19 protein-coding genes are annotated in these 19,078 nt (G+C 71.8%); 9 read left to right on the forward strand and 10 right to left on the reverse strand.

Annotated features, from left to right (window positions below; all coding sequences use genetic code 11):
• Window positions 1-71: 71 nt before the first annotated feature.
• Window positions 72-998, reverse strand: a complete 927-nt coding sequence (locus tag Actkin_RS17840; RefSeq protein WP_258903486.1) for a YihY/virulence factor BrkB family protein — start codon at window positions 996-998, stop codon at window positions 72-74.
• A gap of 60 nt (window positions 999-1,058) precedes the next feature.
• Window positions 1,059-1,442, reverse strand: coding sequence for a DUF5313 family protein (locus Actkin_RS17845; protein ID WP_258903487.1), 384 nt, complete (start codon window positions 1,440-1,442; stop codon window positions 1,059-1,061).
• Between the two features lie 60 nt (window positions 1,443-1,502).
• Here Actkin_RS17845 and Actkin_RS17850 point away from each other — a divergent pair, with 60 nt between their 5' ends.
• Both Actkin_RS17850 and Actkin_RS17855 read left to right on the forward strand, forming a co-directional pair.
• Window positions 1,503-1,955, forward strand: a complete 453-nt coding sequence (locus tag Actkin_RS17850) for a MarR family winged helix-turn-helix transcriptional regulator (protein WP_258903488.1) — start codon at window positions 1,503-1,505, stop codon at window positions 1,953-1,955.
• A gap of 51 nt (window positions 1,956-2,006) precedes the next feature.
• Window positions 2,007-2,150: a hypothetical protein gene (locus Actkin_RS17855; protein ID WP_189210663.1), complete on the forward strand. Its 144-nt coding sequence runs from the start codon at window positions 2,007-2,009 to the stop codon at window positions 2,148-2,150.
• A 326-nt stretch (window positions 2,151-2,476) separates the two neighbouring features.
• Here Actkin_RS17855 and Actkin_RS17860 read toward each other — a convergent pair whose 3' ends face one another.
• Entirely contained in the window at window positions 2,477-2,728 is a 252-nt protein-coding gene (locus tag Actkin_RS17860; RefSeq protein WP_258903489.1) for a hypothetical protein, read from the reverse strand.
• Between the two features lie 103 nt (window positions 2,729-2,831).
• Here Actkin_RS17860 and Actkin_RS17865 point away from each other — a divergent pair, with 103 nt between their 5' ends.
• Genes Actkin_RS17865 through Actkin_RS17875 form a run of 3 tightly spaced genes read left to right on the forward strand, consistent with a single transcriptional unit; the run spans window position 2,832 to window position 4,886 of the window.
• A complete protein-coding gene (locus Actkin_RS17865) occupies window positions 2,832-3,230 on the forward strand; it encodes a GntR family transcriptional regulator (RefSeq protein WP_258903490.1) in 399 nt (132 codons plus the stop codon).
• The gene (locus tag Actkin_RS17870; protein WP_258903491.1) at window positions 3,227-4,090 is read left to right on the forward strand and encodes an ABC transporter ATP-binding protein; all 864 of its coding nucleotides are present in this window, start codon (window positions 3,227-3,229) and stop codon (window positions 4,088-4,090) included. Before Actkin_RS17865 ends, Actkin_RS17870 begins: the two co-directional genes overlap by 4 nt.
• A gap of 10 nt (window positions 4,091-4,100) precedes the next feature.
• Window positions 4,101-4,886 carry an ABC-2 membrane transporter-related protein gene (locus Actkin_RS17875; RefSeq protein WP_258903492.1) on the forward strand — a complete coding sequence of 262 codons (786 nt, stop codon included), beginning with the start codon at window positions 4,101-4,103 and terminating at the stop codon, window positions 4,884-4,886.
• On the opposite strand, the gene Actkin_RS17880 is transcribed toward Actkin_RS17875, so the two are convergent.
• From Actkin_RS17880 to Actkin_RS17895, 4 genes are all read right to left on the reverse strand, one after another.
• Window positions 4,883-6,535: a catalase gene (locus Actkin_RS17880; RefSeq protein ID WP_258903493.1), complete on the reverse strand. Its 1,653-nt coding sequence runs from the start codon at window positions 6,533-6,535 to the stop codon at window positions 4,883-4,885. The two genes, Actkin_RS17875 and Actkin_RS17880, sit on opposite strands and share 4 nt — an antisense overlap.
• A 35-nt stretch (window positions 6,536-6,570) precedes the next feature.
• On the reverse strand, window positions 6,571-7,002 hold the full coding sequence (locus tag Actkin_RS17885) for an SRPBCC family protein (RefSeq protein WP_258903494.1): 432 nt from the start codon (window positions 7,000-7,002) through the stop codon (window positions 6,571-6,573).
• Between the two features lie 136 nt (window positions 7,003-7,138).
• Window positions 7,139-8,512 carry a glutamate decarboxylase gene (locus tag Actkin_RS17890; RefSeq protein ID WP_258903496.1) on the reverse strand — a complete coding sequence of 458 codons (1,374 nt, stop codon included), beginning with the start codon at window positions 8,510-8,512 and terminating at the stop codon, window positions 7,139-7,141.
• Between the two features lie 71 nt (window positions 8,513-8,583).
• Entirely contained in the window at window positions 8,584-9,519 is a 936-nt protein-coding gene (locus tag Actkin_RS17895; RefSeq protein WP_258903497.1) for a GNAT family N-acetyltransferase, read from the reverse strand.
• 163 nt (window positions 9,520-9,682) lie between these two features.
• Here Actkin_RS17895 and Actkin_RS17900 point away from each other — a divergent pair, with 163 nt between their 5' ends.
• A complete protein-coding gene (locus Actkin_RS17900) occupies window positions 9,683-11,062 on the forward strand; it encodes a PhoX family protein (RefSeq protein WP_258903499.1) in 1,380 nt (459 codons plus the stop codon).
• 101 nt (window positions 11,063-11,163) lie between these two features.
• Complete coding sequence (locus tag Actkin_RS17905) at window positions 11,164-12,588, forward strand: Nramp family divalent metal transporter (RefSeq protein ID WP_258903500.1); 1,425 nt, start codon at window positions 11,164-11,166, stop codon at window positions 12,586-12,588.
• On the opposite strand, the gene Actkin_RS17910 is transcribed toward Actkin_RS17905, so the two are convergent.
• Together Actkin_RS17910 and Actkin_RS17915 are read right to left on the reverse strand one after the other, a co-directional pair.
• Window positions 12,585-14,729, reverse strand: coding sequence for an MMPL family transporter (locus Actkin_RS17910; protein WP_258903502.1), 2,145 nt, complete (start codon window positions 14,727-14,729; stop codon window positions 12,585-12,587). The two genes, Actkin_RS17905 and Actkin_RS17910, sit on opposite strands and share 4 nt — an antisense overlap.
• 4 nt (window positions 14,730-14,733) lie before the next feature.
• The gene (locus Actkin_RS17915) at window positions 14,734-15,288 is read right to left on the reverse strand and encodes a TetR/AcrR family transcriptional regulator (protein ID WP_189210674.1); all 555 of its coding nucleotides are present in this window, start codon (window positions 15,286-15,288) and stop codon (window positions 14,734-14,736) included.
• Between the two features lie 99 nt (window positions 15,289-15,387).
• Between Actkin_RS17915 and Actkin_RS17920 the strand changes: the two genes are divergently transcribed.
• On the forward strand, window positions 15,388-15,840 hold the full coding sequence (locus tag Actkin_RS17920) for a hypothetical protein (RefSeq protein ID WP_189210675.1): 453 nt from the start codon (window positions 15,388-15,390) through the stop codon (window positions 15,838-15,840).
• 3 nt (window positions 15,841-15,843) lie between these two features.
• Here Actkin_RS17920 and Actkin_RS17925 read toward each other — a convergent pair whose 3' ends face one another.
• On the reverse strand, window positions 15,844-16,854 hold the full coding sequence (locus Actkin_RS17925; RefSeq protein WP_396122746.1) for a polysaccharide deacetylase family protein: 1,011 nt from the start codon (window positions 16,852-16,854) through the stop codon (window positions 15,844-15,846).
• A gap of 171 nt (window positions 16,855-17,025) precedes the next feature.
• On the opposite strand from Actkin_RS17925, the gene Actkin_RS17930 reads away from it, so the two are divergent.
• On the forward strand, window positions 17,026-18,561 hold the full coding sequence (locus tag Actkin_RS17930) for a putative glycoside hydrolase (RefSeq protein WP_309569070.1): 1,536 nt from the start codon (window positions 17,026-17,028) through the stop codon (window positions 18,559-18,561).
• Window positions 18,562-19,078 lie beyond the last annotated feature (517 nt).

Below are 19,078 nucleotides of genomic sequence, written 5' to 3' on the forward strand. Positions count from 1 at the left end.
CGGTGGCGCGGAGTTGTCGCCGGGGTGCGGGTTTCGCCAGCGGGCGCGCGGCTCCCGCGCGCAGGATTCGGCTAGGTCCGGGTCGCCTCGCCCAGGTCCTCCCGCTCCTGGTCGTCCAGCGCGCGGGTGTCGCGCGGGGGCAGGAACGGCTCGTCGTCCTCGGCGCTGGCGTCGGTCCTGGCGATCTCGGCGTCCAGCTCGGCGCCGAGGAGGACGGCCAGGTTGGTGATCCACAGCCAGACCAGGAAGGCGATGATCCCGCCGAGGGAGCCGTAGGTCTTGTTGTAGGAGCCGAAGTTGGCGACGTAGACGGCGAACCCGGCCGACGCGGCCGCCCAGATCAGCACGGCCAGCACGCCGCCGGGGGTGATCCAGCGGAAGCCGGGGTGGCGCACGTTGGGCGCCGCCCAGTAGAGCAGGGCGATCACCAGGCTGACGAGCACCGCGATCACCGGCCACTTGACGACGCCCCAGATCGTCAGCCCGGTCGTCCCGATGCCGATGGCCGAGCCGATGCGCTCGGCGATCGCCCCGGTGGCGACCACGCCCGCGGCGCAGAGGGCGAGCAGGACCGCCACGGTGACGGTCATCCCGATCCGCAGCGGGATCGTCTTCCACAGCGGACGGCCCTCGGGCATCTCGTAGATGGCGTTGCTGGCGCGCATGAACGCGCCGATGTAGCCGCTGGACGTCCACAGCGCGCCGAGCAGGCCGAGGACGGCCAGCGGTCCGGCCACGCTCGCCGAGCCCTTCAGCTCCTCGACCGCCGTGGTGAGGATCTCGGCGGCCTGGCCAGGCACGATCGCCTGGATGTTGTCGACCAGGCTGGCCGTGGCCGACGGCCCGAGCAGCGCGGTCAGCGAGGTGACCACGACGATCGCGGGGAAGATGGAGAGGACGGCGTAATAGGTGAGGGCGGCGGCCCAGTCGGTGAGTTTGTCCTTGGCGAACCCGCGGAGGGTGCCGCGCAGGAGCGACTTCCAGGAACGCGGTGTCATCGACGTCATCGAGCCTCCCGTCCCCCGACGAGTACCTCGTTCCGCGCCGGTGAAACGCGCTTACTCCGCTTGGCGGTAGGCCGCGTCGTAGTGCGCCCGCGCCTCGGCGTCGGCCTCCGCGTGCCGCGCGCTGCGGATGTCGCGGGCGGTGCCGTAGGGGTAGCCGTGCCTGGCCGCCCGCATCTCCGCGCTCTCGTGCAGGTAGGAGAAGGAGAAGTAATAACCGATGATCACCGCCAGGCCGACCATCCCGAGCCGGATGGGCAGCGGGCCGGGCACGAGCAGGCACACGACGGCGATCGGGGCGAGGAGCACGCTGGCCCGGGCGGCGTGGCGCAGGACCCAGGTGCGGGCGGTGACGTCGTGCAGCACCCACTCCCGCAGCCGGTCGGGCAGCCTGCCGCCCACGGCGTACCAGAGCCACTGCACGGGGTTGGGTCGCATGGCTCCTCCTGATCGGCTTGCAGTACCCTAACATTTAGCACACTAACAGTTAGGGTGGCCATGACGAGCATCGACCTCGGGGACGACCCCCTGGCCCTGGACCGCCAGGTCTGCTTCGCCCTCTCCGTCGCGTCGCGGGCGGTGATCGGCATCTATCGGCCGCTGCTGGAGCCGCACGGGCTCACCCACCCCCAATACCTGGTGATGCTCGCCCTGTGGGACCGCTCCCCGCGCACGGCCCGCGACCTGTGCCAGACCCTGCACGCCGAGCCCGCCACCCTCTCCCCCATGCTCAAACGCCTGGAGTCCATCGGCTACCTCACCCGCGCCCGCAACCGCTCCGACGAACGCGAGCTCCGGATCGACCTGACCCCCGCGGGCCACGCCCTCCGCCGGGAAGCGGAGAAGATCCCGTACCAGGTCGTCGAGCGACTGGGCATGGAGGTCGTCGAACTCCAGACCCTGCACGCCGCCCTCTCCCGGGTGATCGCCGCCGCCACCCCGGACGGATAACCCGCGGCCCGCCGGGGTATCCGGACCGGCCCAGGGAAGGAGCCCCCCCCCATGACCACCCCAGACCCCGACCCCACCGACCCGGACGACTACGCCGAGGAAGTGGGCATCGACCCCACCCCCGACCAGGTCGACCACTACGTGGAACTGGCCGAGGAGCGCAGCCCGAACCCCGCCGACCCCGACCCCGCCTGACGCCGCCCGCCACCGCCCGAACGGCGAACCGACAAGGCTGACCGCCGGTCGATCATCGCCGGCGGCGGCTGATCGTTGTCACCGTTCCCGATGGCCCAGCGAGGCCACACGCGGTAGCACTCCCCGCCATCGGGCTTCACCTGGTACCGATGCGCGCCGGTCGGCGAGTCCGGGCGTCAACGCGAGAAGGCCCAGACCACGCACACACCTGCCGACCCATAGGGGCCTACCGCAGCACGAGCGCGCCAACCCGCATGGCCGACCCCTCCACTGCTCCGCGCACAGCGTCCTCGCCGCCGACGCCCGAGCCCCCGCCCAGGCAGTCCTCAGCCGCCCAGGTTGTTCGTGGTGGCGGTCAGGGCGGCCGCCTGGCGTTCCAGGTCGTCGTCCGTGAATTCCGTCTGGCCCGTCGTGCGCAGCAGGTCCGCTCGGGAGATGACCTCAAGGCCTGCGCGGTCCGCGCCCGCCACCACGTCCACCCGGCCCTCGCGGAGGACCAGGACCGGGTCAGGAAGGTCGGAGTCCAGCAGTTCGCGGAGATCTCCGCCGTGGACGGTCAGCGGTTCCTCGTTCGCCATAACCCCCGCATACCCCGCCACGGCCGCGCCAACCGCCGAGCTTGACACCGGCGCGCGCCCTCCTCCATGCTTTCACTAGTTTATTAGTTAAAGGAGGTTATGCGTGATCACCTTCCACCTGGACCGCGGGTCCGGGGTCGCGACCTACCTGCAGCTGGTGCAGCAGGTCAAACACGCGCTGCGGCTCGGCACGCTCGAGCCCGGTGACCGGCTGCCGACGGCCAAGGAAGTCGTGGCCGAGTTGGCCATCAACCCGAACACCGTGCTCAAGGCGTACCGCGAGCTGGAGCGGGAAGGGCTCGTCACGGCCAAGCCGGGGGTGGGCACCTTCGTCCAGCGCTCGCTCGGGGGCGCTTCGTTCGCCGAGCACGCACGCCTGCGCAAAGCCCTCAACGGCTGGATCGCCGACGCCCGGGCCGCCGGGCTGGACCAGGGGGACGTCGAGGCGCTGGTCGCCTCCGTGGTCCTCGACGCCTTTCGACACGGGGAGCGGACCGCGTGACTGACCTGCCCGTCCTCGAGGCCACCGGCCTCGGCAAGCGCTACCGCCGCAAGTGGGCGCTGCGCGACTGCTCGCTCGCCCTCCCGAAGGGCCGCGTCGCCGCGCTCGTCGGCCCCAACGGCGCGGGCAAGACGACGCTGCTGCACCTCGCCGTCGGCTTGCTCTCCCCCAGCGAGGGAACCGTCCGGAGCACGGGCGCCACCGCGTTCCTCGCCCAGGACAAGCCGCTCTACCGCGGCTTCACCGTCGCCGAGACGCTCAAGTTCGGCCGCCTGCTGAACCCGACCTGGGACGACGCCTACGCCCACGACCGCGTCGCCGCGCTCGGCCTGCCCCTCGACGCCAAGGCGGGCACGCTCTCCGGCGGCCAGCAGGCGCAGGTGGCGCTCACGCTCGCCCTCGCCAAGCGCCCCGACCTGCTGGTGCTCGACGAGCCGCTGGCCAACCTCGACCCGCTCGCCCGGCACGAGGTCATGCGCGGGCTCATGGAGGCCGTGGCGGAGACCGGCCTGACCGTCCTGCTGTCCTCGCACGTGATGTCCGACCTGCGCGACACCTGCGACTGGCTCGTCGTGCTCAACGGCGGGCGCGTGCAGGTCAGCGGCGACATCGACGAGCTCATCGCGGGCCACCGCCTGCTCACCGGCCCGGCCGAGGACGCCGACGCGCTCGCCCGGCGGGTCGAGGTCGTGGACCGCTCCGGCTCGCGGCGCCAGGTGTCCCTGCTCGCCCGCACGGGACCGACCCCGCTCGGGCCGCAGTGGACCGAACGGCCCGTCGACCTGGAGGAACTGGTGCTCGCCTACCTCCGCCGCCCCGACGCCGCGAGCCTGCCGCGGCCCACCCTGGCCACGGCGTAGGAGGACGACGATGTACTGGATGACCTACCGCCAGCACCGCACCCAATTGCTCGTCTCGGCCGCCCTGCTGGCCGTGATCGGCGCCGTGCTGCTCATCAACGGCCTGCTCGCGAGCGGCGCCGCCGACCCCAGGGAGTCCTTCAAGGACATCTACGTCTACCTGTCGTGGCTGCCGGTCGCGCCGATCGCCGTCGGCGTCTTCTGGGGCACGCCCCTGCTCGCCGCGGAGTTCGAGCGCGGCACCCACCGCCTGGCATGGACGCAGTCGGTGTCCCGTGCCCGGTGGCTCGCGGTGAAGCTGGGCACGCTCGGCCTCGCGGTGGCGGTCGCGGGCGGGGTGTTCGGCCTCATGGTCCAGGCCTGGATCGACGGGTACCCGACCGTCCGCGCCGCCGACCGCTTCGGCGACATCGCCCTGTTCTCGATGACCGGCGTCGCCGCGCCCGCGTGGTGGCTGTTCGGCTTCGCCGTCGGCACCGCGGCGGGCGCGCTCCTGCGCCGGACCCTGCCCGCGATCGCGGTCACCATCGTGATCTTCGTGCTGGTGATGGTCGGCCTGTTCCGGCTGCGCGAGGACTACGCCGAGCCCGTCGAGGTGCGCATCGACCACCAGTCGGAGGTCCCGCACGGCATGATCGTCGGCACGCTGCTCGACGCCGAGGACAACACGGTCGGCCTGCGGGTCCAGCCCGCCGACCGCTACTGGCGCTTCCAGTGGACCGAGGCCGGGATCCTGCTGGCGGCCGCCGCCCTGCTCACCGGGGCGACGGCCGTCGCGGTGCGGCGCAGGCCCTAGGGACGCGCCCGCTCGTTGGGCACGCAGTGGGTCATCTTCAGCCCGGTCACGTCGCGGCTCCCGTTCTGGCCCAGGCTGCCCAGCCGCTTGCGGTCCTCATCGGTGAGTTCCTGGCCGGGGAGGGGCTCGAGCCGGGCGACGTCGGCGGGCGTGATGCCCAGCGCCTCGCCGACGCGCAGGCCCAGGTCGTCCTCCACCAGGAGGAAGTGCCAGACCATGCGCTCCTGGATCGGCCGGTCGCACTGCGCCAGCAGCGCGCCGAAGTTGCGCACGAGGTCGTCGCGCTCCCACTGCTCCATGAGCAGATACCGCTGACCGGCCTGCAGGTAGTCGTTCGTGCGGGGGATGCGCTTGCGGGTCACCCTGCCCTCGATCACCGGGCCCTGCTCGTCATGGGTGGGGTACTGGGCCTCCCGGAGGCCCCCGGTGATCGAGGGCTCGTAGTTGACGTGCGGGTTCTCGCCCGCGCGGTCGACGTAGTGGGCCATCTGGCCGTCGCGCTGGTTGGTCCGCACGTCGGCGTTCTTGGCGTGGTTCACCGGCAGCTGCAGGTAGTTCGGGCCGACCCGGTACCGCTGGGTGTCGCTGTAGCTGAAGGTGCGGCCGACCAGCATCTTGTCGTCGGAGAAGTCCAGGCCGTCGACCAGCACGCCGGTGCCGAAGGCGATCTGCTCGTTCTCGGTGAAGAAGTCCGACACGTTCCGGTCGAGCACCATCCGGCCGACCGGGCGGGCCGGGAACTGGTCCTCCGGCCACACCTTGGTGTCGTCGAGCGGGTCGAAGTCCAGCTCCGGGTGCTCGTCGTCGGACATGAGCTGGACCAGCAGCTCCCACTCCGGGTGGTCGCCGCGCTCGATGGCCTCGTACAGGTCCTTGGTCGCGTGGCCGAGTTCGGTGGCCTGGATCGCGGCGGCGTCCTCCTCGGTCATGCTGCGCACGCCCGCCTTCGGCATCCAGTGGTACTTCACCAGGTGGGTGCCGCCCTCGGCGTCGACCCACTTGTAGGTGTTGACCCCGAAGCCCTGCATGTGCCGGTAGTCCGCCGGGATGCCCCGCGGGCTGAACAGGTTGACCAGCATGTGCATGCACTCCGGCGTCTGCGACATGAAGTCGAAGATCCGGTTGGGCTCCTGCCGGAAGGTCACCGGGTCCGGCTTCAGCGCGTGGATCACGTCGGGGAACTTGACGGCGTCGCGGATGAAGAACACCGCGAGGTTGTTGCCCACGAGGTCCCAGTTGCCGTCCTCGGTGTAGAACTTCACCGCGAACCCGCGCGGGTCGCGCGCGCACTCCGAGGAGTCCCGGCCGCCGATGACCGTGGAGAACCGCACGGCCACGTCGGTCCGCTTGCCGCGGCCCTGGAACAGCTTCGCCCTGGTGTAGCGCTCGATGGGCTCCTCGCCCCACGACCCGTAGCTCTCGAAGTACCCGAACGCCGTCGTCCCGCGCGCGTGCACGACGCGCTCAGGGATGCGTTCGCGGTCGAAATGGCTGATCTTCTCCAGGAAGTGGTAGTTCTCCAGGGTCGCCGGACCCCTCGGCCCGACCGTCCGCTGGTTCTGGTTGTCGTAGATCGGATGGCCCTGCCGGTCGGTCAGCGTCGCCCTCCGGTCGTCCGGGCCCGGTCCCGTGTTCGCCACATCCACCATGTGCACAGGCCTACCCAGCGAGCCCCGGTCTGAACCTACCCGGCCCAGCCCTCCTGCCGGTCCGCCCGGCCTGCGTCGGTCCGCGCGGCGGCGCCCTGGGCGAGCGCGGCCACCGCCTCCGCCAGCTCCCGCCGCACCTCGCCCTCGTCCCCACGGGCGATGTTCAGCCGCACGGCGACCCGGCTGCGGTCCCCGCCGACCTCGTGGACCACCAGTTCGCCGCGGTAGTCGTCCTGGCCGGGGACGCCCCACCGCAGCGTGCGGCTCGCCGCGTCCGCGCGGAACCACCCCTCGCCGTCGACGTGGTGCCCGTGGACATCGGCCTGCACCTCCACCCGGTCGCCGCCCGTGCGGTGCGCCTCGGACACGACGGACAGGAACTCGGGCAGGTTCGCGGGCTCGGCGGCGTACTCGAACAGGTCCTCCGCGGGCACGTCGACCGGCGCCTCGTACTCGTGAACGGTCATCTCGTCCTCCTCCCCCACCGGATACCCGCCGACCGCCAGGCCATCCGCGCGCCCGGCGACTGTGACGCGTTCCGAGAGGCCGCGTATGCCCTGACGGTTCGGCGTGGGGCGGGCGCCCGCCCCCCCACACGGTCCCCTAGTCCTTGAAAGTCAACGCGTTGCGCACCTCCGGCAGCGGGAACGGGTGCGCGCTGAGGCGCTCGATGTGGGTGGCGAGGCTGCGGAGGAAGCGGCTCGCCAGGTCGACGGTGAAGCCCTGGCGGCACACCACCCTGATCACGTCGACGTGTTCGAGGTCCGGCGGGAGGCTGTAGGCGGGCACGTGCCAGCCGTCGGCCTTCAGCGCCTCGGACAGGTGGTAGACGGTGAACCCCGCCTGCTCGGGGTCGCGCATGCGGAAGGTCACCACCGGCAGGTCCTCGCCGTCGGCGACGAGTTCGAGCAGGTCCAGCTTGCGCACGCCCGCGGCGATGTGGCGGGCCGTGTCCTGGCAGCGCTGGGCGATCATCCGGAAGCCCGCCATCCCGTTGCGCAGGAACTGGTAGTACTGGGCGATCACGCCGGACGCCGGGCGGGAGAAGTTCAGCGTGAAGGTCGGGTGGTGCCCGCCGAGCACGTTGCAGTCGAAGACGAGCGACTGCGGCAGGTACTGCGGGTCCCGCCACAGGCACCAGCCCGCGCCCGGGTAGACCAGTCCGAACTTGTGCCCGGACGCGTTGATCGACACCACCCGGGGCAGCTCGAAGTCCCACCGGATGTCGGTGTCGACGAACGGGGCGAAGAAGCCGCCGCTGGCCGCGTCCACGTGCAGCGGGACGTCCGGTCCACCCGAGTCGGCCAGCGCGTCCAGCTTCGCGGCGATCCGCTCGATCGGGTCGTAGCGGCCGTCCTGGGTGCTGCCGAGCACGCCCACCACGCCGATGGTGTTGCCGTCGACGGCCTCGGCGGCGAGGGTGGGGTCGAGGGTGGTCCGGTTGGGCGCCAGCGGGACCGTCCTGGCCTCGACGTCCCAGAAGTTGCAGAACTTCGGCCAGCAGACGTGCACGTGCGTGCCGAACACCAGGTTCGGCACGCCGCTGCCGCCGCGCTCGCGCCAGCGGCGCAGCATCGCGAGCCCGGCGAGCATCGCGGCCTCCGAGCTGCCGCTGGTCGAGCAGCCGACGAACCGGCCGTCGTCGTCGTGCCAGAGCCCGGCGAGCGCGTTGATGCAGTCCTGCTCGATCTCCGAGCTGGCCGGGTACTCCTCGCGGTTCATCAGGTTGATCGCGGCCGTCTCCGCGTAGACCGCCTCCAGCTCGGGCTCGGCGGCGGTGGTGCAGAAGGTGGCCAGGTTGAGCGCCGCCCTGCCGTCGAGCAGCAGGCGGGACCGGATGATCCCGGCCGCGACGGCGGCGGGCATCGGCGACTCGGGCAGCCTGCCGCGCGGGATCACGTCCTCGTCGATGCGCTGGGCGAAGACGGGTGAGATCTGTAGTTCGTCCGTGTCGGTGATCGCTCTCTGCAAACTCACGTCGGCTCTCCTCGGTCGAAACACCCTCCCGGGTCGAGCTTCCCGAGGTCGCGGCCGAGGTGACGACACCCTCACGGGTGGTCGGGCCCCCCGAACGGATGAGGAGCGCGCCGCCACGCGTCGATGACGAGAACCGGGCGCATACCAGCGTTCTCGTAGAGGCTCAAGGCAGGCGTGGTGTTGTTGGTGTCCACGTGCAGGATGGTGCCGCGCAGCCCGGCGGCGCGGTCGGCGGCGAACGCCGTGCGCAGCAGGAAGCCCGCGATCCCCCGCCCGCGCGCCTCCTTGAGCACGCCGAGGTCGGCCACGTACCCGCAGTCCTCGTCCTCGACGAACTCGCGGTTGGTGAGCAGCACGCCGACCGGCGTCCCGTCGAGTTCGGCGACGGTCAGCCCGGGCCAGTCGAACACCGGGTTGTCGTCCAGCGCGGTCTGCCAGTCCGCGAAGGGCTTGCCCACCCAGCCGAAGTGGTCCTCGAACGACTCGACGAGGACCGCGTGCGCGGCAGCGGCCACCTGCCGCCCGGACCGCAGGGTCACCCCGCGCGGGGCGATCGGCGGGTCGGCGTCGCCGTCGTGGTCGATACGCATGCGGTGGAAGGCAGTGGCTGGGGCGAACCCGTGCCGCTCGGCAGCGGCGCGCAGGGCGTCGTCGGCACGGTAGAAGCCCATGTCGACCACGCCACCCGGGGCCATCTCGTCCGCGCGGGCGAGCACCCGCGCGAAGAGGAAGTCGACCGCGGGCGGTTCGGCGATGACGTCGACCTGGACCTGGCCCGCGCCCTTGTGGTACGCCCAGCCGTAGCCGAGCAGCGCGCCGTCGGGCCCGTGCACCAGCCAGGAGTCGGTCTCCGGCGCGAACCCCGGCTCGGCGAGGTCGGTGCGGATCTGGTCCAGGGTGGTGTCGGCGCGGCCGATGACCCGCTCGTTGTACGCCGACACCAGCGCCAGGATCGCCTCGGCGTCGGCCATCGTCGCGGGTCGGCTGGAGTGACCTGGGGGAAGCATCCCGACAGGGTGATCGCCCGCCCCGGTCCTCGTCCACCGGATTTCCGCCCCCGGCTGAGGAACCACATGTTCACCCGGCCGTCGATCGCCGGACGGCGAAACGACCGGAACGCCCACCTAGGGTTTCGCCCGTCCCCGCCCGACGAACCCACCAGGAGAGACCGTGGTCGACACCCCGCCCGCCCCCGGACGCCGCGCGTTCCTGCGCACGGGCCTCACCGCCGCCGCGGCGCTGACCGCGGCCGGTCCGCTCACCGCGCTGAGCGCGCGCACCGCGGGCGCGGCCCCGATGTCCAAGTTGGACGCCAGCCCCGACTACGGGCCGCTGATCCCCGCGCGCGACCACACCACCGGCCTGGCCCTGCTCTCGCTCCCCCGCGGCTTCGAGTACCTGACCTTCGGCTGGACCGGCGACGCCATGAGCGACGGCGTGGCGACCCCCGGCGCGCACGACGGCATGGCCGCGTTCCGCAGAGGCGACGGCAAGGTCGCGATCGTCCGCAACCACGAGGTCGGGGCCTACCGCGGCGCGTTCACCGAGCCCGCCTACAACCCGACCGCGGGCGGCGGCACGACCACGCTGGTGTTCGACCCGGACAAGGGCGAGTTCACCGAGTCCTGGGCCAGCCTCGGCGGCACGATCCGCAACTGCGCGGGCGGGCCCACCCCGTGGGGCACCTGGCTGACCTGCGAGGAGACCACCGAGATCGCGCCGAACGGCACCCGCCACGGCTACGTCTTCGAGGTCCCGTTCGACGGCGCAGGCGACCCGGAGCCGCTGCGCGCCATGGGCCGGTTCAGCCACGAGGCCGTCGCCGTCGACCCGTCCACCGGCTACGTCTACCTTACCGAGGACGCCACCCCGTCGGGCCTGTACCGCTACATCCCCCGGCGCCGGGGCAACCTCGCCGCGGGCGGGGACCTGCAGATGCTGGCCGTCGAGAGCGCCGAGGGCGGCTCGTACTCGACCTACACCGACGGCACCGGCACCGAGTACCGCACCTCGTGGGTGCCGATCGCCAACCCCGACTACGCCCCCGGCGAGACCCGTCCGGCCCTGCAGGGCGCGGCGCTGGGCGGCGCGGTGTTCCGCCGCCTGGAGGGCGCGTGGTGGGGCAACGACCGCCTCTACATCGTCTCCACCAGCGGCGGCCCGAAGGGCCAGGGCCAGGTCTTCGAGTACGACCCGGCCACCGAGCGGATGCGCGTCCTGTTCGCCTCCCCGGACGCGAAGGTGCTCAACAACCCCGACAACCTCTGCGTCAGCCCGCGCGGCGGCATCGTCCTGTGCGAGGACGGCAGCGAGAGCGAGTACATCCACGGGCTGACCACCGACGGGCAGATCTTCCCGTTCGCGCTCAACACGGTCGTGATCCCCGAGGGCGGCGTGCCCGGCAAGTCGGTCCGCGCGGGCGACTACTCCGGCTCGGAGTGGTGCGGCTCGACGTTCGAGCCGAAGAACGGCAACTGGCTGTTCTTCAACGCCCAGTCCCCCGGCATCACCTTCGCCGTCACCGGCCCGTGGCGGCGGGGCTCGCTCTGACACCGCGCGTCCGACACCGCCGGTTGACATTGCCATCCTGATGACCAGGTGTTACTGAGAGAGGGGTAGTCAACGGCCGATCGACACCCCGGAGGCCAGTGATGACGGCAGGCGAGCGCAGGTCCGTGGTCGAGCGTTTCCCGAGCGGGCACCTGCCGCCGCCGCAGGTCAGGCCGCTGCCGGACGCGCCTGCCTCGACCTGGCGGATCATCGGGCCGGGCGTCATCGCCGCGGGCGTCGGCCTGGCCTCCGGGGAGTTCATCCTCTACCCCTACATCGCCTCCCAGGTCGGGCTGGTGTTCGTGTGGGCGGCGCTGGTCGGGCTGGTCACGCAGTTCTTCCTCAACATGGAGATCGAGCGCTACACGCTGGCCACCGGCGAGACGGCGCTGACCGGGTTTAGCCGCTTCTGGCGGCACTGGGGCCTGGTGTTCGCCCTGATGACGTACTTCGCCAACCTCTGGCCGGGGTGGGCGACCAGCTCGGCGACGTTGATCACCTACCTGTGGGGCGGCGAGGCGCGGTGGATCGCGATCGGCATGCTGGTCGCGATCGGCCTCATCCTCACCCTCGCCCCGGTCGTCTACACCGCGCTCGAACGGGCCGAGATGCTCAAGGTCGCCGCGGTGCTGGTCCTGGTCGTCGTCGGGGTGTTCGTCGCCATCTCCGCCGAGGCGTGGGCCGACGTGCCCACGATCGTCACCGACGCGAGCATCCCCGTGCAGCAGCTCGGGTTCGCCGTGCTGCTCGGCGCGCTGGCCTTCGCCGGGGGCGGCGGCGGGCAGAACCTGGTGCAGAGCAACTGGATCCGGGACAAGCGCTACGGCATGGGCGGCTACGTGCCGCGCATCGAGAGCCCGGTGACCGGCAAACCGGAGGCCGCGCCCGGCACCGGGTTCATCTTCGAGCCGACGCCGGAGAACCTCGGCCGGTGGCGGCGCTGGTGGCGCTTCGCCAACCGGGAGCAGCTCTACACGTTCGTGCTGATCTCGTTCATCTCGATCGTGTTCACCTCGCTGCTGGCCTACTCCACCGTCTTCGGCCGCGACGACCTGCCCAACGACATCGAGTTCCTCCGGCTGGAGGGCGACCGGCTGAGCGCTACGGTCGGCGGCTGGTTCGGGACGCTGTTCTGGGCGATCGGCGCCTTCGCCCTCTTCGCCGCCGCGCTGGGCATCGTCGACTACACCAGCAGGCTCGCCGCCGACGTCCTCAAGACGAGCTACCTGACCAGGCAGAAGGAAAGCACCATCTACTTCGGACTGGTCTGGGGCCTGGTCGTGATCGGCTGCGTCGTGCTGCTGGCCGGGTTCAGCCAGCCGCTGGTGCTGATCGTGATCTCGGCGTGCACGGGCGGGCTGATGATGTTCATCTACTCCGGCCTGCTCATCCTGATCAACCGCAGGCTCCTGCCGGAGGAGATCAGGATCTCCTCCGGCAGGATCGCCGTGCTGTGCTGGTCGATCGTCCTGTTCGGAACGCTGGCCGTGCTGACGATCGTCAACCAGGTGGGCAGGCTGTTCTAGCGGGCCGCCCCCGCGCCCACCGGCTCGGCCTGGGCCGGGCGGTCGGTGAGGGCGGCGCCCTCGACGTCGAGGGTCGGCAGCCACCGCAGCCACCGGGGCAGCCACCACGCGCGCTCGCCGAGCAGCGCCAGGGCGGCGGGCACCAGGACCATGCGCACCACGAAGGCGTCCGCGAGGATGCCGACGGCCAGCGCGAAGGCGATGGACTTGATCGCGGGCTCGCCCGCGGGCACGAAGCCTGCGAACACCGCGAACATGATCAGCGCGGCGGCCACGACGACCGGCGCGGCCTGCCGGAAGCCGGTCACGATCGCCGCGCGCGGCGCCGCGCCCCTGTGGTGCGCCTCGTGCATGCGCGACACCAGGAAGATCTGGTAGTCCATGGCCAGCCCGAACAGGATGCCGATCACCAGGATCGGGGTGAGGCTGATCAGCGGCCCCGTGCTGTCGAGGTTCACCGCGTCGGCCAGCCAGCCCCACTGGAACACCGCGACGGTGGCGCCCAGCGACGCGCCGACGGTCAGCAGGAAGCCGAGCACGCCCACCAGGGGCACCAGCAGCGACCGGAACACGAGCACGAGCAGGATCAGCGCCAGGCCCACGACCAGCACGAGGTAGACCGGCAGGGCGTCGTCGAGCGAGGTGGCGACGTCGACGCTGACGGCGGTGGCCCCGGTGACGGCGGCGTCCGCGCCGTCGAGGTGCGCGCGCAGGTCGGCGACCAGGCGCTCGGTGGCCTCGCTGGTGGGCCCGGACTCGGGCAGCACCGTGACCATCGCCGCCGTGCCGTCCCGGTTGGGGATGCCGGGCGTGACGATGGCCGTGCCGTCGATGGCGTCGATCGGCCCGACGGCCTGGTTGGCCGCCTGCACGGCGTTCTCGCCCTCGAACAGCACGATCAGCGGCCCGTTGACGCCGGGGCCGAAGCCGTCGGCGAGCAGTTGCTCGGCCCTGGCCTGGGTGCTGTCGGCGGCCGGGGTCGGGACCAGCGTGGTGCGCATGGCGGTGACCGGCACGGCGATGACGCCGAGGCCGACGATCGCCAGCAGCAGCGCGGCCACGCGGCGGCGGGTGACCGCGCCGACCCAGCCCGCGTGGAAGCCGCGGTCGGCGGTCTCCACCCCCGCTGCGCGCTGCTTGCGGGGCAGGGCGCGGCGGCCGAGGTAGCCGAGCACCGCGGGGACCAGCGTGACGGCGACGAGCACGGCCACGACGATCGTCGCCGCGGCGGCCACGCCCATCTGGCTCAGGAACGGGATGCCGACCACGACCAGCCCGACCAGGGCGATGATGACCGTGATGCCCGCGGTGACGACCGCGGAGCCCGCCGTGCCCACGGCGACGCCGATGGCGGTCGGGACGTCCGCGCCCTGCCGCAGTTCCTGCCGGTACCGGTTGATGATGAACAGCGCGTAGTCGATGCCCACGGCCAGGCCGAGCATGCCCGCGAGCGCGGTCGTCGTGGACTGCAGGTCCATGAACCCGGTGGCGATGGTGATGCCCAGCACGCCGATGCCGACGCCCACCGACGCGGTCAGCAGGTTCATCCCGGCCGCGACGAGCGAGCCGTAGGTCAGCGCGAGGATCAGCAGCGCGATGACGACGCCGACCGCCTCGGTGGCGCCGCCGATGTGCGGGGCGGCCTGGACCGCCTCGCCCGTCACCTCGACGGTCAGGCCGTCGGCCCGCGCGGCCTCGACGGTCCTCAGCAGCGCGTCCTGCTGCTCTGCGGTCACCTCGCCCATGGGGGCCGCGTAGACGACCGTGCTGTACGCGGTGTCCATGTCCCGGTTGACCGCGGGCGCGGCGGGGTCGAACGGGTTGCTCGCGCCGACCACCCCGGGCAGGGCGTTCAGCTCGGCCACCAGCTCGCCGACCGCCTGCGGGTTCTCGGTCAGGGTCCGCCCCTCCGGCGCCCTGACCACGACGCGGGCCTTGGCGCCGCCGGAGTCGAACTCCGCGGTGATGGTCTCCAGCGCGGTGGTGGACTCCTGGCCGGGGATCGAGAAGCTGTTCGACGTCGTGCCGGACAGCGTCAGCGCGCCGACGCCCGAGCCGACCAGGACGACCAGCCACAACAGGACGACGGCGAGCCTGCGCCGCTGCGCGGCCATGCCGAGCCGGTATAACAGACGTGCCACGGGATCAGGCCTCCACCTGGTTCGGACGGGACGCGAGCGCGTCGGAGCAGGTCGCGATGATCAACGGCCGCCACGCGGTCTTCTCCTCGCGCAGGTTGGCGGCCAGGCTCAGCACAGCCAGCGCGCTGAGCGCGCCGATGACGCGGACCTGCCGCTCGGTGTCGGCAGCGTCGACGGCGAAGACCTCGGAGACGAACACGTCCTGGTCGTCGAGGACAGCGTCGGACGCGGTGACCGAGCGGAAGGCCAGGGCGACCAGGCCCGGCCGGTCCAGCGCGATGTCGGTCAGCAGCTCCAGCGCGCGCCGGTCCCTGGCTGGACCGGGCGGCAGCGGCGCGACCTGGTCGAGCACCCGCCTGGCCTGCGCGTCGCCCACCTTCCGGGCGGCCTCGTACAGGGCTTCCTTGGTCGGGTAGTGGTGCAGCAGCCCGGCCTTGGACAGCCCGACGGCGTCGGCCAGCGCCTTCACCGACGTCTGCTCGAACCCGTGCCGGGCGAACAGCGCGGCCGCGCGGTCGAGGATCTCGTCGTCGACGTGGTGCCGGAACGGGCGTGCCATGAACCCGACGGTACCGGCGGACCGACCGATTCGGTCGGTAAAGCGACCGAATCGGTCTGTGAGCCTGCCGACACGGCGTCGGCTGCCTACGGTGCTCCCATGGATGCCGACCGATCCCGGCGCGAGGCGGTCCGGCGGCACGTCGACCGGGCCATCATCCTGCGCTGCCGCGTCTACCTGGCGATCTTCCTGGTCGCCTCGGCCGTCGCCGTGGTCGAGGCCGTCCTCGCGGGCGGCTGGACGCTGGTGTTCGCCGCGGCGGGCCTGCTCGCGGGCATCGCCGTCGGGCACGTCGTGAGCCGGATGTTCCGCCTGGAGTGGCACGAGTTCGAGCGCAAGGCGGTGGGCAAGATCGACGTGGTGGGCGCGGTGATCCTGGTGGCCTACCTGCTCGTCGCCGTCAACCGCGCCCGCCTGGTCGACCTGTGGGTGCCCGCCGCGTCGGCCGGGGCCACCAGCATGGCCGTGCTCGCCGGGATCATGCTCGGCCAGGTCCTCGGCATCCGCCGCGGCCTCATCGCCCTCTACCGCAGGACCGTCGCGGCGGGGTGAGGGTCAGTACGAGTGGGCCTTCCCCTTGTGGTTCGCGGCGACCGTGCGGTCGGTGTCGCGGGGGTAGGCGATCCGGTCGGGCACGCCGTCGGAGGTGTAGCGGCTCTTCGGCGCGGCCGCGAGCTTGTCCAGCCACACCGACGAGCCGAACGCGGCCTCGTCGCCCGTCGGGCCCTGCGAGCGGATGCGGGGGATGCGCAGCGGGTCGAAGTCTGCCGAGTACGGCGACGGCGCCGGGTTCGCGCCGACGAGCAGCGCGCCGATGTAGTCGTAGGCGACGCCGTCCGCGCTGCCCTTCGTCGCCAGCTCCGCGCGGTCGGGGTGGATGCCGAACGGCAGCGAGATCGTCCGCGCCCGCACGCCCGCCGCGCGGATCGCCGCGTCGCCGCGGGCGATGTCGCGCTGGGCGGCCTCGGGCGAGGCGTTGCCCAGGTTGGAGTGGGTCAGCGTGTGGTTGCCGACCTCCATGTCGTGGTCGACCAGCCACTTGAGCGTCCGCTTGCCGCCGGGGTCGTCGAACGGGTCGCCGTTGACGTAGAAGCTCGCCACCGGGCGGAAGCGCGGGTTCTGCTCGGCGACCTCCAGCATGATGGCGACCGCCGTGCCCGGCACGGGCTCGCCCTGCGGGGTCAGCGCGAACTGCGAGGGGTGCCCGTCGTCGAAGGTGAGGACGACCGGGTGCGTGCCCGCCGGGATGTCGATGTCGCCCGCGGCGTACTCGGCCGTGGTGACCGGGACGTACTTCTCCTTGGCCAGGCGCAGCAGTTCCGCGCGGAAGTCGGCGGGCGTGCGGTCGTAGACGGTGGTGGGCTTGTCGGTGATGCGGTGGTACATCAGGACGGGGACGTCGCCCAGCTCGTTCGCCGCGTGCTCGGCCGGGTCCGGCGGCGGCGCCGAGGTGCGCGCTGGCGGGGCCGGGGGCGCCGCCTGCTGGACGGCGGCCGGGGGCGGCCCCGCAGTGCCGCCGCACGCGCTCAACAGGACAGTCAACGCCCCCAGTGCGCCTACCCGCATACCAGTCACACCACCACGGTCGGCGGCGGCGGTCGGAGAACGCAACGGGGCGACACGAAGGTGTGGGATTTGGTTAGCCGAGGTCATCCTGGATACGCCACAGCGGTATGAAATCGGTCGGGAGGGACGCATATGCGATCTCAGAGGAAAAGTCGCCGGACCGCCGTGGTCGTGGGAGCCGTGGTGGTGGTCGCGCTCGCGGTCGTCACCCCGCTGACCGTCCGCGCGCTCTCGGCCGATCCGGTCGTCATGGGCATGGAGGACGGCGCGGTCATGACCGCCAACGCGGCGCGCGACCTCGCGGTGACGGTGCCGGAGGGCACGAACCCCGACGAGGTCGAGCTGCTGCTCGACGGCAAACCCGTGCAGGCCAAGGCGGAAGGTAACCGCCTGGTGCTCGCCGACGCGGACCTCGCCGAGGGCGAGCACACGCTGACCGCGCGCTCGCCCGGCTCGGTCCCGCTGCTGCCGGACGACGAGGTGAGCAGGCGGTTCACCGTCGACGGCACCCCGCCGAAGCTGACCGTGGCCGCCGACGCGGTGACCGACCTGCGCAAGCCGGTCGAGGTCCGCGGCACCGCCGAGGGCGCGTCCGCGCTGACGATGGACGGCAAGCCGGTGGAGCTGGCCCAGGACGGGCGCTTCGCCGTCACCCTGCCGACCGCGGCGACCGTCCAGTTCCAGGCGCGGGACGCCGCGGGCAACATCGCCGAGCAGAAGTTCACCGTCGACACCCGCCACCCCGGGATGCGCGCGGTGCACATGTCGGCGGCCGGATGGCAGTCCAAGGGGCTGCGCGAGCCGGTGCTCGCGATGGCCAGGGAAGGCCGCATCGACACCGTGCAGCTGGACATCAAGGACGAGAGCGGCGAGATCGGCTACAAGTCGAACGTGCCGCTGGCCAAGGAGATCGGCTCGACCCGGGACTACTACGACGCTAAGGCCGTAATCGACGAGCTGCACAAGATGGGCGTGCGCGTCGTCGGCAGGCTGGTCGCGTTCCGCGACCCGATCATGGCCCGCGCGTCCTGGGAGTCCGGCAAGAAGGACCGGGTCATCCAGACCTCGGGCGGCACCCCGTGGGCCAGCTCGTACGGGCAGTACTCGTTCACCAACTTCGCCCACCCCGACGTGATCGCCTACAACATCGGCCTGGCCGAGGAGGCCGCGAGCCTGGGGTTCGACGACATCCTCTACGACTACATCCGCAGGCCCGAGGGCGCGCTGTCGAGCATGAAGCTGCCCGGGCTGAAGGGCACGCCGGAGGACTCGATCGTCGACTTCGTGGCCAAGAGCCGCGACGCGGTGCGCAAGCACGGGGCGTTCCTGGGCGTGTCGGTGTTCGGCATCGCGGTCACCCGGCCCGCGCCGGTGGCGCAGGACATCCCGGGCATGGCCAAGTACGCCGACTACATCGCGCCGATGGTCTACCCGTCGCACTGGGGCCCGGGCGAGTACGGCGTCGCGCGTCCGGAGAGCCAGCCGTACGACATCACGGCGCGCTCGGTGGGCGATTTCGTGAAGAAGGTCGAGGGCACCGGCAGCGAGATCATCCCGTGGCTGCAGGCGTTCAGCCTGGGCGTGTCGTACGGGCCCAAGGAGGTGCGGGCGCAGATCGACGCGTCCAAGTCGGTCGGAGCGCCGTCGTTCCTGCTGTGGGACCCGGCCTGCCGGTACAACCCGGCCGCCCTGGACCCGAAGACCTGACGGCCGTCGCCACGACCAGCGGCGGCGTGTCCTGGCCCCTCGGCAGCCCCGACGGCCAGCGACGATCGATGCGGTCGTCGCCGCAGGCGTGGTGTGAACGGCGTCTTCTCCCGTTGACATGCACCTGACAAAGATCCACTGTCAATTTGGGACCCCAGCCCCGCCCGCTTACGCTGGAGATCGATATCCGCGTGAACGGGGGAGGCGCCTCATGCCCGACGACGAGCGAAAGCCCCCCGACCACGCCCAACTCACCCCCGACCCCCCTGCCGAAACCGACACCCCCACCGACGACTGGCCCTGGCTAGGCATCCAGTGCTGCTCAGAACACGGCTGGCCCATGCTCAACAACCCAGGCGCAAGCTAGCAGCGAGAGCCAGGGAGAGGCCAAAGGCGGGACAGGCTGAGGCAGGAACCAGCCGACTGGGAAGACCGAGGGCAAGCAAGAAGGCCATCGAGGTGACCACACCGGGCAGAACCGGTCAGGTTCGCCGGCCGTAGCGACAAGCAGCCGAGC

The organism is Actinokineospora sp. UTMC 2448 (assembly GCF_024760565.1).
In the GTDB taxonomy this organism is placed as follows: domain Bacteria; phylum Actinomycetota; class Actinomycetes; order Mycobacteriales; family Pseudonocardiaceae; genus Actinokineospora; species Actinokineospora fastidiosa.

Coding starts and splice junctions, on each gene's coding strand:
- Actkin_RS17885 (WP_258903494.1), bottom strand. CDS start 7,002: ATGACCGTTCACGAGTACGAGGCGCCGGTCGACGTGCCCGCGGAGGAC.
- Actkin_RS17905 (WP_258903500.1), top strand. CDS start 11,164: ATGACGGCAGGCGAGCGCAGGTCCGTGGTCGAGCGTTTCCCGAGCGGG.
- Actkin_RS17920 (WP_189210675.1), top strand. CDS start 15,388: ATGGATGCCGACCGATCCCGGCGCGAGGCGGTCCGGCGGCACGTCGAC.
- Actkin_RS17880 (WP_258903493.1), bottom strand. CDS start 6,535: ATGGTGGATGTGGCGAACACGGGACCGGGCCCGGACGACCGGAGGGCG.
- Actkin_RS17895 (WP_258903497.1), bottom strand. CDS start 9,519: ATGCTTCCCCCAGGTCACTCCAGCCGACCCGCGACGATGGCCGACGCC.
- Actkin_RS17915 (WP_189210674.1), bottom strand. CDS start 15,288: ATGGCACGCCCGTTCCGGCACCACGTCGACGACGAGATCCTCGACCGC.
- Actkin_RS17850 (WP_258903488.1), top strand. CDS start 1,503: ATGACGAGCATCGACCTCGGGGACGACCCCCTGGCCCTGGACCGCCAG.
- Actkin_RS17845 (WP_258903487.1), bottom strand. CDS start 1,442: ATGCGACCCAACCCCGTGCAGTGGCTCTGGTACGCCGTGGGCGGCAGG.
- Actkin_RS17840 (WP_258903486.1), bottom strand. CDS start 998: ATGACACCGCGTTCCTGGAAGTCGCTCCTGCGCGGCACCCTCCGCGGG.
- Actkin_RS17875 (WP_258903492.1), top strand. CDS start 4,101: ATGTACTGGATGACCTACCGCCAGCACCGCACCCAATTGCTCGTCTCG.
- Actkin_RS17860 (WP_258903489.1), bottom strand. CDS start 2,728: ATGGCGAACGAGGAACCGCTGACCGTCCACGGCGGAGATCTCCGCGAA.
- Actkin_RS17925 (WP_396122746.1), bottom strand. CDS start 16,854: ATGCGGGTAGGCGCACTGGGGGCGTTGACTGTCCTGTTGAGCGCGTGC.
- Actkin_RS17855 (WP_189210663.1), top strand. CDS start 2,007: ATGACCACCCCAGACCCCGACCCCACCGACCCGGACGACTACGCCGAG.